This is a genomic window from Vibrio sp., from assembly GCF_984391705.1.
The window spans coordinates 169621-183692 of record NZ_CFHWOM010000003.1 but is presented as its reverse complement, the minus strand read 5'-3'; the positions used below and the strand labels follow the sequence as shown (position 1 = coordinate 183692).

14 protein-coding genes are annotated in these 14072 nt (G+C 43.0%); 6 read left to right on the top strand and 8 right to left on the bottom strand.

The window, feature by feature from the left end; all coding sequences use genetic code 11:
- Window positions 1-2 precede the first annotated feature (2 nt).
- The 8 genes from AC4MRV_RS04365 to AC4MRV_RS04330 all read right to left on the bottom strand — a co-directional run bounded on the left by AC4MRV_RS04365 (window position 3) and on the right by AC4MRV_RS04330 (window position 6891).
- A complete protein-coding gene (locus tag AC4MRV_RS04365; RefSeq protein WP_491186196.1) occupies window positions 3-518 on the bottom strand; it encodes a hypothetical protein in 516 nt (171 codons plus the stop codon).
- On the bottom strand, window positions 515-1831 hold the full coding sequence (locus AC4MRV_RS04360) for a type II and III secretion system protein family protein (RefSeq protein ID WP_491186237.1): 1317 nt from the start codon (window positions 1829-1831) through the stop codon (window positions 515-517). The genes AC4MRV_RS04365 and AC4MRV_RS04360 overlap by 4 nt, the downstream gene beginning before the upstream one ends.
- A 20-nt stretch (window positions 1832-1851) precedes the next feature.
- Window positions 1852-2652, bottom strand: coding sequence for a Flp pilus assembly protein CpaB (gene cpaB, locus AC4MRV_RS04355; RefSeq protein ID WP_491186195.1), 801 nt, complete (start codon window positions 2650-2652; stop codon window positions 1852-1854).
- A 9-nt stretch (window positions 2653-2661) separates the two neighbouring features.
- Window positions 2662-3087: a prepilin peptidase gene (locus tag AC4MRV_RS04350; RefSeq protein WP_491186194.1), complete on the bottom strand. Its 426-nt coding sequence runs from the start codon at window positions 3085-3087 to the stop codon at window positions 2662-2664.
- An 8-nt stretch (window positions 3088-3095) separates the two neighbouring features.
- Window positions 3096-3311 (bottom strand): Flp family type IVb pilin, encoded by a 216-nt coding sequence (locus tag AC4MRV_RS04345; RefSeq protein WP_491186193.1) that lies wholly within the window; start codon window positions 3309-3311, stop codon window positions 3096-3098.
- Window positions 3312-3708: 397 nt separating this feature from the next.
- Complete coding sequence (locus AC4MRV_RS04340) at window positions 3709-4644, bottom strand: class I SAM-dependent methyltransferase (protein ID WP_491186236.1); 936 nt, start codon at window positions 4642-4644, stop codon at window positions 3709-3711.
- Between the two features lie 11 nt (window positions 4645-4655).
- Window positions 4656-5351 (bottom strand): TIGR01621 family pseudouridine synthase, encoded by a 696-nt coding sequence (locus tag AC4MRV_RS04335; RefSeq protein WP_491186192.1) that lies wholly within the window; start codon window positions 5349-5351, stop codon window positions 4656-4658.
- Window positions 5352-5457: 106 nt separating this feature from the next.
- On the bottom strand, window positions 5458-6891 hold the full coding sequence (locus tag AC4MRV_RS04330) for a sodium-dependent transporter (RefSeq protein ID WP_491186235.1): 1434 nt from the start codon (window positions 6889-6891) through the stop codon (window positions 5458-5460).
- A gap of 367 nt (window positions 6892-7258) precedes the next feature.
- Here AC4MRV_RS04330 and cls point away from each other — a divergent pair, with 367 nt between their 5' ends.
- The 6 genes from cls (at window position 7259) to AC4MRV_RS04300 (ending at window position 13978) form a co-directional block, all read left to right on the top strand.
- Window positions 7259-8713: a cardiolipin synthase gene (gene cls, locus AC4MRV_RS04325; RefSeq protein ID WP_491186191.1), complete on the top strand. Its 1455-nt coding sequence runs from the start codon at window positions 7259-7261 to the stop codon at window positions 8711-8713.
- A 63-nt stretch (window positions 8714-8776) separates the two neighbouring features.
- Window positions 8777-9982 (top strand): cystathionine beta-lyase, encoded by a 1206-nt coding sequence (locus AC4MRV_RS04320; protein ID WP_491186190.1) that lies wholly within the window; start codon window positions 8777-8779, stop codon window positions 9980-9982.
- A 241-nt stretch (window positions 9983-10223) separates the two neighbouring features.
- A complete protein-coding gene (locus AC4MRV_RS04315) occupies window positions 10224-11132 on the top strand; it encodes an esterase/lipase family protein (RefSeq protein WP_491186234.1) in 909 nt (302 codons plus the stop codon).
- A 13-nt stretch (window positions 11133-11145) separates the two neighbouring features.
- Window positions 11146-12000 carry a lipase secretion chaperone gene (locus AC4MRV_RS04310; protein WP_491186189.1) on the top strand — a complete coding sequence of 285 codons (855 nt, stop codon included), beginning with the start codon at window positions 11146-11148 and terminating at the stop codon, window positions 11998-12000.
- A 173-nt stretch (window positions 12001-12173) separates the two neighbouring features.
- Window positions 12174-12389, top strand: coding sequence for a cupredoxin domain-containing protein (locus AC4MRV_RS04305; protein ID WP_005425706.1), 216 nt, complete (start codon window positions 12174-12176; stop codon window positions 12387-12389).
- A gap of 5 nt (window positions 12390-12394) precedes the next feature.
- A complete protein-coding gene (locus AC4MRV_RS04300) occupies window positions 12395-13978 on the top strand; it encodes an SgrR family transcriptional regulator (RefSeq protein WP_491186188.1) in 1584 nt (527 codons plus the stop codon).
- The last annotated feature ends 94 nt before the right edge of the window (window positions 13979-14072 follow it).

The window sequence follows — 14072 nt, the reverse complement described above, 5'->3', positions numbered from 1 at the left end:
GGCTATTTTTCCACGTCGCTTGGTTTCGCTTGGTTACCCACCATTTTTTCCGGATGCTGCATAGACTGCCAACGCATCCCCTCTACGAAACAGTCATGAGCAGTAAACCCAAATCGATTAACTTTTGGAGCTTCACAAGTCGGTACTAAGACCTGAAATTGCTGCAGCGAAATCGTAAGATTGAAAGGTTGAGCACTGCTCGTTAACTCAGAAATGTGAATACTCTTAGGATCTATTCCCATCAAAAGCAGTTTTTCCTTGGTTTCTAAAACCTGCTGTTTAGCAAGTTTGGAAGACCAAGCAAAAAACACCTGCTCAGTAAGTACTTTATCTCGGTGTAGCTCCAAATACTCACGAATACGCTCCCCAACTTCAGGTTGGTTATCTTTTTGTACATTCGCTTTAAAAGTATAGGTAACGGGTACAAGTTCGACACTAATACCAGAGCGTTCATCAACCCGCTCCGCACAACCGACAACGAGTAAGCATGTCATAATTGCTACTAGAAACTTATTCATTTCTTAAAGCCTCCTGTCTGCAAGATTTCTTCGGCCCACACTTTACTCGCAGGGGTATAGCTATATTCGATATTAAAAAACCTCTGCATCGTTGATGTACGCTTCATTGTCGGTAACTGAATCTGCGAAGGATTAACTGGATTAACAAGATTGACTGTTGCAACGATCACTAGCTCAGTTTTATTGCGTACGGTCTCTGAATGCCTAAATAGCGCGCCCAATATAGGAACGTCGCCAATAAAAGGAACACGGCTTAAAGACTCACGATCTTCTGTACTTAGCAGTCCACCTAAAACAAAGCTTTGACCATCACCCAGTTCAACTGTAGTGCGCGCTCGTCTCGTTTTGAGAGCAGGAAGGTTGTAACGGTCGTTTTGATATTGAGTATCCAGAGAGCTTACTTCTGGCATCAGTGATAGCTTAATTTTGTCATCTTGTAGCACTTTAGCCATCATTTCTAAGCGGATACCAAATTCCTTAAATAGAACATTGGTGCCACCGTCGACGATGGTAACAACAGGAATTTCGCCACCAACTAAGAAGCTAGCGGTTTCACCAGAGATAACCGATAAATTGGGCTCTGCAAGCACTTGCCCAACAGCATCATCGCCGATTGCGGTTATGACAGAGACTATATCTGAAGCACTAAAGTTGACTAATTGGTCGACGAATGTTCCCGCCGAATAACCACTACTAGCGTATTGCACGCCAAACTCTTCTAAGAACGATTGAGACACCTCAGCAATGGACAGCTTCACATTCACTTGCTTTGTGGTAGCGACTTCGATGTTGTTGACAATACCTTTGTAGTGACGTCGAGTCATAAACTCCATTTCATAGGAGTTATCTCCAAGATCCCACTCGATTTTGTAGTCTTCGTATTCTTTATTCAGCAATTCGCCAACAAGAATATTGATTTCGTCCCTTACCTTTTCGCTAGGCACCTTGCCAGCCAGTACAACCTGTTCGCCTAAATTGTAAATTGAGATACTGACATTTGGGTATCGAATTTGCACCTGCTGCTGGACATGAATTAGGCTTTTGTTAACAACAAGCTTTCGGCTAATAATGGTTTCGGAGTTTTCATCGAACGCAAGTAAAGAGACTGAACCAACTTGTTTACCAAAAATGACCAACTTGTTTTTATCGACAACTTGATAATCCGCTATCTTAGGATCAGATATAAACACTGAAGCAATCTCTGCTTTAGTATTAATGGCTTTCGCTTCACCTTCACCTAGATTCATTAATACTTGTGCTGAAGCAAAACCACTCCATATCATAGCAAGTACAGCAAAGAGTGCTCTATTCATAGACATTATTATTGTTTTCCCTACTTAATAGTTACGGCATCTGCACGATACTCAATGACGGACTTGAATCCAGGTAATACATCTCCAGCATCAGCGCTGAGCTCAGCCGCACTATAATTACCGACCGATTTATGAACTTCTAAGATTGCGATTTCCTTAGCGACACTTAGTATCGAAACCTGTTTACGATCAAGTTCAAGAATTAAATGGGTATCAGGGCCTAAATCTTCGTTAGTACCTTCTTCAACAGACTGGTCCACTTTCAACACCTTAATTCCCATAAGAACAGGAGATACCGATATCGATTTTCCTTGGGCAGCCGCCGACGAGCCAACGTCTACTGAAGACGCAGTACTCGGACTTGTCAGAGCTAAGATATCGATGTAACTACTCGCCCGAATTACACCGCCAACCAGCGCATCTGGTGAAACTTTTAAAGGATATGGGACAAAACCGTCTCTTAACGTCAGGTCTAGATATTCAGGAGAATTTGGTGCAACAACATCCGTTACATATAAAATGGATCCAGATTGCATATCGCTACGATAAATTGAGCCGACCGGATATTCAAAGACCATATCTTCAGTAACGCCTTCTTTAGCAGCATCACTTTCAGACAATTTAGTAATTTCGAGCTGATTCGCTTCTACAGCTTGCGCGGATGCAACGTCAGATTTGACTCTCCAAACCGAGAAGAATTTAGGAGGCTTCGCCTCTTGAGGGGTAGCGGTGTTATTTGATCTGGTTAAATTACCAGCTAAGCCGTAAAGACCAAAGATAATTGCCAACACGGCAACACTAAGAATGAGTTTTGTGCGCACGTTTAATTCCTAAATTGATGCGCCAATGCCAAACACTCCACTTATAACAATAGGGATAGCAAAGGGCAGCCCGTCATGGACAATACTTATAGGTTTAAGTTTTCTTATCAGTATATATAGCAGTGCTTCGATCCCACCAAGCAAGAACATAATTACAAATGTGAGCATCAGGTAATTAGGATCTATAAGTAGAGCAAAAGTGCTCGCTAGCTTTATATCACCAGCACCAAACACTCCAAACTTCCATAGGACTATTCCCAGTAATAGTACTAATAACGCTTGCGCGAAATACAACTGAGAATCACGTATTACAGCAGTGCTTAATAATAAACCAAGCAAAAGTAACACACTCTTGTTGCTGATTACTCGATGCATGTAATCACGCCAACAAATAAATATACAAATGGTGGCCAATATCAGCCACCATATAGTCATAAGCGAACTTATGATTTGTTGTTAGCCGCGGTCACGTTACTAGTAATAGTGCTCATCGCACCTTTAAGAGCATCTTTAAGGCCGCCATCTTGGTTAAATACAACCAAAACGATAGCAGAAATAGCAACACCGATGATTGCATATTCAATCGCAGTAACACCACGCTCGTCATTTTTAAAAGAATAAAGTGCGCTTTGAGCAGCAACAAAAGCTTTAGTTAACATGAGATTTCCCTTTTTACTAAAATAATTGCATATATTTTATGCACATATGCATCTAAGATGACTGCATTCTATATAAGTGAATGCATCGTGACAAACAATTAATCCTAGTTATTTCATGTTAAAAAATAAATAGAAACAACACCTAATTAACCAACTTTCTCAAATTCTGTGACACCCAGATATCAAAAAACCTGCACACGCACAAAAAAGACCCGCACCTAGTCTAATTTTAGTACAATAGTTAATCTAACACGAAAAAAAGTGAGATCTAGATCCATTGTTAAAACACGACTTAGTTACCAATTCTCAAATTAGAGACATTCATCACTGGCTTTTTATACCATCTTATTTTTTATTGAAAATTAAGATGGTACTTTTTCGACCTACTTTCGTTTAATTAGCTTGAGAACTCTAGTACTTTTAAACTTGCTTGAGGGTCTAAATCTTCAAATTCAGGCGGGTTATCAAGACGTTGAACAAAACTAAAGCTAGGAGCTTCCTCTTTCATTCCGTCAATTAAGAAGTCACTCGATACTTGGGGTGAATTCACGCAGGCTAAAACCTTACCATTTGGGACGAGTAACTCGGGGAGACGTCTAAGAATTCTTTTGTAGTCTTTCGTCAACGCAAAACTCCCTTTTTGGAATGATGGTGGATCAATAATGACTAGATCATATGGACCTAACTTACGAATCTTGCCCCAAGAGCGGAATATGTCATAGCCCAAAAATTTGACCTTATTTAGGTTATGCTCGTTTAACTTGTGATTTTCCTTTCCTTTAGCCAAAGAGCCTTTAGACATGTCTACATTGACTACCGTGTCAGCACCGCCCTCAACCGCAGCTACAGAAAAACCACAAGTATATGCAAATAGATTGAGTATCTTTTTGTGCTCTGCATTTTCTCTAACCCAATTACGGCCTAAACGCATATCCAGAAACAATCCAAAGTTTTGGTTGCGACCTATATTAAGTTGATACTTTATACCCGACTCTTTCACTACGGGAGCTGGCTCGAGTTCACCTAGCAGAACCTCCGATGGAGAACCTTCTTGATATCGATACTGAATAACAATCGAGCGCCCGTTTTTTGATTGCCAAATAGATGAATCGGACAGCGCCATCAGCCCACATTTCAACTCATCGATAAAAGAGGTATCGACCTGTTTGAAAATCGCGACGATAAGTTGCCCAGCGACCCAATCACAAGTTATCTGCTCTAACCCTTTAAAACAGCGGCCTCGTCCGTGAAACAAACGCCTTACTTCATCTGGAGCTTCAGATAGGCGAAGCGTCACTTGCTCAAAAAAAACGGGTAGTTGACTGATTTCCATCGGCGCGGGAATTATTTTTTGATCTTCGGCCATGATAGCTCCCAAGGGGTTAACCAGGCTTCAATAGCCTGACAAGTTGTTAAACCATTCCATTTGTCACCAAGCTTCTCGTTACTTCTTGGATCACAAACGAAGCAATAATCGTTATCTAAATATTTAAAACGCAATGCGAAAGCGTGTAGATAACCTCTATCCTCAACGCTAGACGCATTATAAATCGGGTCACCAATGATGGCAGAGCCAACTGATTTAAGGGCCACCCGAATCTGATGTGTTTTCCCGGTATGAGGTTTACATATAAACAGCCTTTCTCCGACTTCACCTGCAACTGAGAAAAACTGTGTAACAGCGGGATTGTCAACTCGATTGACGAGCTTCCAAGAAGAACGTCTAGAGCGCTCCATATCACCAATCACTATGCCCTGCTTTTTCTTGGGTTTGTTACTCCCAATTGCTAAGTAATATTTCTCTATCTTTCTATCTGAGAATAAACGTGACAAAGCGCTTGCTGCGATCGAGCTTCTTGCTAGCAAAAGCAATCCGGAAGTCATCTTATCTAAACGGTGAACAAGGTACAGTTGCGAGTCACCACTTACTTTGGCTACTTCTTGTAGCAGCATGGTGTCGCCATCATCTTTATGAACAGACACATTAGGGTGCTTGTTGATCAGAATAAAATCTGGATGAGTAAATACAATACTAAACATTTTACGCCTCTATTTGGACGCAAGAGTATACCTGTATCCTAAAACAACTTATATATACAAAAAAGAGGAGCCATTTGGCTCCTCTTTAATCTTGTCTCACTGGGCTTTAGAGCTTCTTAGAGAAGATACCTGCCAGAGCGATGATACCTAAACCTAGTAGCATGATTTCGCCTTTGCCACTGTCGAAACCAGATTTAACACCCATGAATGCTACGATTGCGATTGCTACAGGGATCACGTACTTAACTAAGTTGTACCATAAACCAAATAGAGGGAATGATACTTCACCGTCGTTGGTGATTTCTTTTTCAAGCTCTGAGCGAGATAGACGCCAACCAGCGAAAATACACACCAACATACCGCCAACTGCTAGGAAGATCTTATCTGTTAGAAGGTCAAAGATGTCAAATGCGCCCGTACCGAATAGAGTTGGACCAACACCGCCAAGCGATAGTGATGCGAACACACATAGTGTCGCCATTACCACACTTGAAGAAATTACTGCAGTCGAACGCTTCATACCTTTTTCATCGATAAGGTAAGACACCACTACTTCTAGTAGAGATACAGAAGAAGTCAGAGCCGCGACTGTTAGACCGATGAAGAACATTAGAGCGAATAGAAGACCGATTACGCCACCCATTTCAGCAAATAGTTGAGGAACAACTACGAATACTAGACCTGGGCCTGCCGCTGGTTCCATACCAAATGCAAACATCGCAGGGAACATTGCAACACCAGCTAGGATGGCAACACCAGTATCCATTGCAGTAACCATACCTGTCGTCTGAACTAGGTTCTCTTTTCTCTTCAAGTACGAACCGTATGTCATCATACAACCCATACCAAGAGATAGTGAGAAGAATGCTTGACCAAGCGCCGCTAGAACAACATTACTGTCTACTTTAGAGAAGTCAGGCATGAACAGGAATTCTAGACCAGCCATAGCACCTGGAAGCATTAGACCTTTCACTGAAACAACGATCAGGATAAGGAATAGTAAAGGCATAAGAACCTTACCTGCTTTCTCGATACCGCCAGAAATACCTTTCATTACGATAACAATGTTAAGGAACAGGTAGACTGCCATCCACATTAGTGGTTGAACTGGATCTGAGATGAAACCACCGAAGCTGTCACCGATAGCTTCTGGCGTGCTTAGCAGACCACCACCCACTTTAAAGATGTATGCTAATGCCCAACCACCTACTACAGGGTAGAAACCCATAATAAGTAGACCACTTAACACACCCATTACACCAGTAAACGTCCAACGACGGTCAGTCGATTTAAACGCACCTACTGCTGAGAGACCTGTCTTACGACCAATAGCGAATTCCGTAAGCATTACGCTGAAGCCGATAAAAATTACAAAAAGAAGGTAGATTGCAACGAATGCACCACCACCACTCTCACCCGCTGTATAAGGAAACTTCCAAATGTTACCAAGACCTACAGCAGAACCTGCTGCAGCCATTACGAAGCCTAATTTAGACCCCCACGTATCACGGGGCTGTGCACTTGAACTAATAGCCACGATTTACTCCATTAAAATCATTTTATAAGTTGTGTTTGCTTCTGTTAGGCGTCTATAAAAGTTGAGTGTATATATTATTTTACACTTATTAGAATTTTGAGTGACGCTAACGTTATGGCAAGTAAAGCAGTTTAAGATTAAAATTGAAACCCCAGAAAGTACATTTTTTCACCACAAATGTAATTATTGTGTTTAAATGCTGATTTTTTACACAATAGCAAGCTCTATACACTGATTTTAACACTCCTCTAACACAAATCCTCTTTTTGTAAACTTTGCAATACTCTCATAATTTGGGAGAGTTTGTTGTTGTCGCTGTATCACAGTCAGATTACTATTAATACGCTAGTTACGCTCTCTAGGTAGTTGAATGGACAAGTTTTATCACTTTCTCACCCTCGCAGGGATCGTCTTTTATTGGATTCTCGTCGCGGGTGTCACGATTCGAGTCGTCTTAAAACGACGCGCGGTAAGTGTGTCGCTTGCTTGGTTGATGATCATCTATATCATCCCAATTGTAGGCGTCGCTTGTTACTTCCTATTCGGTGAGCTTAATCTAGGCAGGAAAAGAGCAGAGCGCGCAAAAATGATGTTCTCTCCCTTCGAGCAGTGGTTTTCCAGCCTAAATGAATGTCACGCCCATGCGCCTGAAAGTTTTGGCCGTCATATTTATCGTATTGATGAACTGTGCAATAACCGACTAGGTTTACCTGCTTTGAGTGGAAATACCCTTTCGCTACAAAGCTCCCCTAACGAAATCCTGCATTCCGTAATCCAAGATATTGAAGCTGCTGAAACCAGCATACATATGGTGTTTTATATCTGGCACCCTGGTGGTTTGGTTGATTCCGTATCATCCGCTCTTATCAAAGCCTCTAAACGAGGCGTAAAAGTTAGATTACTTCTCGATTCTGCTGGGAGCCCTCGATTCTTCCGTAGCGAATGGTACAAGATGATGAAGTCGGCTGGCGTTGAAGTAGTCCAAGCGCTAGAAGTTAGTCCATGGCGGATATTTTTGCGTCGCCTTGACCTAAGGCAACACAGAAAAATCATCGTCATAGATGACAAAATTGGCTACACAGGTTCAATGAATATGGTCGACCCAGCCTTCTTCAAACAAAGCAGCGGCGTTGGGCAATGGATTGATATTATGGTTCGCTTAACAGGTCCTACTGTAAACGTGTTATCTGCCATCCATGGTTGGGACTGGGAGGTGGAAACAGGGAGTCGTAGGTTGCCAAAACTTCCTGAGTGCCGAATTAATCCAGATGAGCCGCAGCACCCGGTTCAAGTCGTCCCCTCTGGGCCAGGTATGCCAGAGCATTTAATCTCGCAAGTATTAACCTTAGCAATAAATCAATCGAACAAATCGGTACGAATTACAACTCCCTATTTTGTCCCTAGCTCTGATCTGCTTGAGACCCTAAAAATGACCGCTCAACGCGGTATTAAAGTTGAGCTCATCATCCCACATAAAAATGATTCGATGATGGTTCAATGGGCTTCACGTGCTTTCTATACAGAATTGATGCTCGCTGGTGTTCAGATATACGAGTTCTATGGCGGATTACTCCATACTAAATCGGTTGTCATCGATGAACAGTTCTGCCTTGTTGGAACAGTAAACATGGATATGCGTAGCCTGTGGTTGAATTTTGAACTGACACTCGCAATCGACGATGAGCCATTCACAAAAGAGATGTTTTGGTTACAAAAAGGCTACATGGAAAAGTCTCACCGAGTATGTTTAGAGCAATGGCAAAAGCGCTCGTTACACTCCCGTTTTTTAGAGCGCGTGTTTTACTTGTTCAATCCTCTACTCTAGCCCTTGCTTATTGACTGTTGTCATGTTTTAAATAAAGGCAACAGTTATAGATAGGGACTTCAAATGTCAGAAAAAAAACAAACAAAGTTTGTCACAGCAGGCCGTGATGGCAAATGGACAAACGGAGTCGTAAACCCTCCTGTACAGCGCGCGTCTACCGTCGTATTCAACACCGTGGCAGAAAAGCACCACGCTACAGTCAATCGAGCTAACAAAACGCTCTTTTATGGCCGTCGTGGTACAAACACCCATTTCGCTTTCCAAGATGCAATGGTTGAAATAGAAGGAGGCGCGGGATGTGCACTCTATCCCTGTGGTACTGCCGCCATTTCAAACGCGATTCTCTCTTTTGTTGAATCAGGCGATCACATTTTAATGGTCGACACCTGCTACGAACCAACTCGTGACTTCTGTGACAAAATAATGAGAAAGATGGGCGTAGAGACAACTTACTACGACCCAACTATCGGCGAAGAAATCCGCGAACTCATTCAACCAAATACGAAAGTGCTGTTTTTGGAATCACCAGGCTCGATCACAATGGAAGTGCAAGATGTGCCAACCTTAGCCCGTATCGCTCATGAAACAGATATTGTGGTTATGCTTGATAATACTTGGGCAGCAGGTGTTAACTTTTCTCCATTCGAGTTTGGCGTAGATATTTCTATCCAAGCAGCAACCAAGTACATCGTAGGACATTCTGACGTGATGCTCGGTACCGCTGTCGCGAATGAGAAGCACTGGGAGCAGTTAAGAGAACAGAGTTATTTGATGGGCCAGTGTGTGTCCCCTGATGATGCCTACCTTGGTCTGCGCGGTATTCGTACTTTAGATGTCAGACTTCGCCAACATGCAGACAACAGTTTGAAAGTTGCCAAATGGCTACAGAATCGCCCGGAAGTAGACCATGTCCGTCACCCTGCACTGGAGACCTGTCCGGGCCACGAGTTTTTTGAACGCGACTTTACTGGCGGTAACGGGTTATTCTCTTTTGTTATGAAGTCTAGCTATCCACGCGCTACCACCGCACTTTTAGATGGCATGAAACACTTTAGTATGGGCTATTCTTGGGGGGGCTTTGAAAGTTTGATTCTTGCCAATGAGCCTAAGAGTTTCAATGCCCTGCGCACCGTCGCTAACCCAAACTTTGAAGGTACCTTAATTCGAGTACACATTGGATTAGAAGACGTGGACGATCTCATCGCCGATCTGGAAGCAGGCTTAGAACGCTACAACGCGCTAATCCTTGAAAAAGAAGCAACTGCATAAACCCCATCAATAATGAAGCCTTGTACATATAAGGCTTCATTACTTCCTAGCACACTCATTTACTTACAATCATTCTTTTGGCTTAGTTTAACCAATCTGTTGGTTTTCATCTCAAAATCACGCATTAACATTTTATTAACTTCTTTTGTTGCGTATATCGAAATTTATCTCCTACGTTTAAATTCTCATCAGAGGTCTAACCAGAAGGAACGATATTTTGAGACTATACCAATTACTAACTATGTTCGTGTCGCTGACCATTATCCAACCTGCGCTTAATTTTGCTCAGGCATCTGGCTATACAGAAACCAAACACCCTATTGTATTAGTACATGGCTTATTTGGCTTCGACACATTAGCCGGTGTCGATTACTTTTATGGCATCCCACACTCTCTAACCAAAGATGGCGCAACGGTTTATGTCGCGCAAGTGTCTGCGACCAACAGCAGCGAGGCACGTGGAGAACAGCTTCTTGCTCAAGTTGAAACGCTACTTGCCGCAACAGGTGCAGAAAAAGTGAACTTGATTGGGCACAGCCATGGCGGCCCGACAACACGCTACGTTGCTTCAATACGTCCCGATTTAGTGGCATCCGTGACTAGCATTGGTGGTGTGAACAAAGGCTCCAAAGTGGCGGACATCGTAAGAAACACCGTTCCAGAAGGCTCCATCAGTGAAGGCCTGGCAGTAAAGTTGGCAGAAGGGCTTGTAACTTTGATCAACCTATTGTCTGGTGGTTCCGACCTTGACCAAGATCCGCTTGCTTCTTTAGCCGCACTTACCACTGAGGGTTCACTTGAGTTCAACCAACATTATCCTGAAGGTATTCCAATCAGTGCATGTGGAGGCGGCGACTTATTGGCATCGAATGGCGTGTATTACTATTCATGGACGGGCGCTTCAAACTTTACCAACCTATTTGACCCAACTGACGGTGCAATGGTGGTTTTAGGCTTGGCATTTGATGGTCCCAACGACGGTCTTGTCGATGCATGTAGCACTCACCTCGGCAAAGTTATTCGTGATGATTACAAGATGAATCATCTGGATGAAATCAACGGACTGCTTGGTATCCACCACCTCTTCGAGACTGACCCAGTGACGTTATATCGCCAGCATGCTAATCGCCTGAAACTACAGGGTTTATAATAAGGAAGCCATCATGAAAAAAGTCGCTCTTATCACATTGTCCGTTGTATCACTGGTTAGTGTAGGAGCGGCTTACCTGTACCAACCCCAATCATCACATCTAATAAAGGTGAAATCACAACAAGACACCACTGTTGACCTATCCTCTCAGAAAGATTTCTTCGAGTACTCTTTAAGCAGTTTGGGAGAGCAAGACCTTGAAGCGATAAAAGCGACTGTGAATGCTGAAGAGTCGCGCCAAAACGCCCTCGGTATCAGCTCTGAGTTGTTCGACACTTATCTCGCTTACAAAGAAGCACTCTCTATGCTGGAACCTTTTGAAAGGGGGTCATTATCATTACAAGAATTAAAGCGGCTCGATGATGCGATCCTAGCGATGCAAAGAACGTTTTTTACTGACGAGCAAATTGCCCAACTGTTCGATGAAGAAAACAGGCTACGTCAACTAGCAATTGATAAGCTTGCTATTCAAGCAGCCAAGTTAGATGCGAATACTCATCAACAAATGCTAGAAGAAACCCTCGCTGCACAACCTGAGTACATTCAACAAAGTGAGCGCAATAACGCACTGGTCTTGCAGCTTAATCAAGCCTCAGGAATGGACGCACAAGAGAGGTATTTGACTCGTGTTGATTTAGTCGGTGAAGAAGGTGCTCAGCGCCTCCAAGCGCTGGATGACAAACGAGCGGCTTTCAATACCTCACTCGATGACTATTTGAAGAAGCGAGCGGAGATATTGAACAACGATTTTCTCGGCGAGGAAGAAAAGAAATTAGAAATTGCCGGACTAAGAGAGCAGAGTTTTGAAGAAAAACAGTGGCGTCGCATCGAAGCATTAGAAAGAATTCATGATAGCGAGCAAAGGTAAAACAAGGAGTCAGGTGCGATTTATTAGTGAGAGTCACTCGCTCGACTCCCTTCGCATACAGACAATTTGAGTGCTCCATCCGATAAAACCGGAACAGACTAAAAATCTGTTCCGGTTTTATTTTTGTCTCGTCACTTAACCTGTTTGTTCCCAAAGCAAAGAGGTACTAAACAATGAGCGCATTCCGTTATATCGTAAACTTTATTCAAACCAGCCATAATTACGAGATGAAGCGTGGGCTCTTGGCTAAGATGTTCTATTTAACGCCTGCCGAGAGAATCCAACGTTTAGACGAGGTCTTTGATACAACCCAATTTAGCGAAGAAGCCCTCTCCCTCGTATCAGACAATGGCAGTGCGCATCCGGAAGCTCAAAAAGAACAACGATAAAAACAATGAATAAACGTAAGCTGGAATTGTATGAGGATCTATTCAAGAAAGTAGGTCCCGGAAAAACCCATATTCACATTGGCGAGATTGCGGATGCTTTCCATTGCAGTGATCGTCACGCTCGCACGCTATTGAAACAAATGGGCGAGTATCAATGGCTGACATGGACTCCCATGAAAGGACGCGGTCAGAAAGGTGAATTAGTTTGCTTACAAGAACCGGTCACCGCTTGCTATCAGGCCGTTGACCACGCAATTGGCCAAGAGCGATATGATCTCGCCCACCAGCTTGTTGGTTTCCATGACCGAAGTGTCGCCTCCAACTTAAAACGATACTTGGCTCATACCGCCCACAACAGCGAAAACACCATCTATGCACCCTTTCATCGTAAACTGGATTGGCTTCATCCCCACTTTGCGATGGGACGTACTGAACGCCACTTAATCCACGAGGTATTTCAGACCTTAGTAAGCCACGATGGAAGCGCCATTCACCCCAATCTCGCACACCATTGGTCTAGTTCGCATTCCCACACTTGCTGGCGCTTTCATTTAAGCAGCAGTGCGATGTTTCATGACAAGACGAATGTGACCGCTGAAGACGTGGTAACTAGCTTAAATGCACTGGTGAACTCCCATTATTGGCGAGGTTTGTATGACCACATTGATACCATCTATGCGGTGACACCTTATTGCATTGAAATCAATCTTACTGAACCCGATCCATTACTTCCTTCGTTATTGAGTCGGGCCGAAACGTCCATCCTTCCTAGTCGTTTTGTTCACAGTGAAAAGTTGGCGTTCCAACCCATTGGTTCTGGCCCATTTTCTGTCGATATCAATTCAGATAAGGTTTTGAGACTCAACCGAAATGAACACTACTGTGGACAAACTGCATTAACAAAACACATTGAAATTTGGATCCATGAAGAGTGGAAGCAGGATAAGAAATGCGCAGAAAACTTCTTTTTTCTTGAATCAGGAGAGGAGAATTACCAAGTCAGCACGCAAAACATCGGTCACTTCTATGTGCTTATTAATCATAAAGAGCTGCAAACTGACTCAATCAAACAAGGCTTTTCTACCCTAATGAGTCGTGATAACAAATGCAGTTTAGCTTTGCCATTCCCGATCAGTTTTAGTTACGAAGACAATAATGAAAGCCGACAGTTTTCTGCGAAGCTTCAAGCAGCGCTGCCTTCATCTTCTGGTCAAAATAAGTCACATCAAGTTGAGTATGGGCGCGCTATCTCGAATCAAGATATAACCTTAGGTGGGATTCGATTGGAGGGGGATCAAAGCACCAGCTTGTTCGCTTTTTTCAAACTCTACCCTTATTGGCAACAATGTATGACTTGGCGCCAGCACAGCCGTTTGGAAGAAGTACTCAACCTAGCTCGATACGCTTCTTGTTCTGAGGAACGAAAAGCCTTGCTCAATACTTTGCTTCATGAACTAGCAGAGCAAAACATTTTATCGATTTTAGCGACGGAAGATTTAACCTTAACGATTCCTTCCCGAGTGGCAGGAGTTGAAATCAATACCATTGGTTGGTGTAACTTTTCCAAGCTTTGGATACAGCCCCATTAATGTTTAAAAGCTAACTGGCTTTACTTGGTGCTAAGTCTCTCTAGACAATACACTTTCGCTAATGCCAGTCTCCTTCACATTCGCTATTCAATAA

Bases quoted from the DNA above. Each gene is read 5' to 3' on its own strand.
- AC4MRV_RS04365 (WP_491186196.1), bottom strand. From the start codon at position 518: ATGAATAAGTTTCTAGTAGCAATTATGACATGCTTACTCGTTGTCGGT.
- AC4MRV_RS04360 (WP_491186237.1), bottom strand. From the start codon at position 1,831: ATGAATAGAGCACTCTTTGCTGTACTTGCTATGATATGGAGTGGTTTT.
- AC4MRV_RS04350 (WP_491186194.1), bottom strand. From the start codon at position 3,087: ATGACTATATGGTGGCTGATATTGGCCACCATTTGTATATTTATTTGT.
- AC4MRV_RS04345 (WP_491186193.1), bottom strand. From the start codon at position 3,311: ATGTTAACTAAAGCTTTTGTTGCTGCTCAAAGCGCACTTTATTCTTTT.
- AC4MRV_RS04340 (WP_491186236.1), bottom strand. From the start codon at position 4,644: ATGGAAATCAGTCAACTACCCGTTTTTTTTGAGCAAGTGACGCTTCGC.
- AC4MRV_RS04335 (WP_491186192.1), bottom strand. From the start codon at position 5,351: ATGTTTAGTATTGTATTTACTCATCCAGATTTTATTCTGATCAACAAG.
- cls (WP_491186191.1), top strand. From the start codon at position 7,259: ATGGACAAGTTTTATCACTTTCTCACCCTCGCAGGGATCGTCTTTTAT.
- AC4MRV_RS04320 (WP_491186190.1), top strand. From the start codon at position 8,777: ATGTCAGAAAAAAAACAAACAAAGTTTGTCACAGCAGGCCGTGATGGC.
- AC4MRV_RS04315 (WP_491186234.1), top strand. From the start codon at position 10,224: ATGTTCGTGTCGCTGACCATTATCCAACCTGCGCTTAATTTTGCTCAG.
- AC4MRV_RS04310 (WP_491186189.1), top strand. From the start codon at position 11,146: ATGAAAAAAGTCGCTCTTATCACATTGTCCGTTGTATCACTGGTTAGT.
- AC4MRV_RS04305 (WP_005425706.1), top strand. From the start codon at position 12,174: ATGAGCGCATTCCGTTATATCGTAAACTTTATTCAAACCAGCCATAAT.
- AC4MRV_RS04300 (WP_491186188.1), top strand. From the start codon at position 12,395: ATGAATAAACGTAAGCTGGAATTGTATGAGGATCTATTCAAGAAAGTA.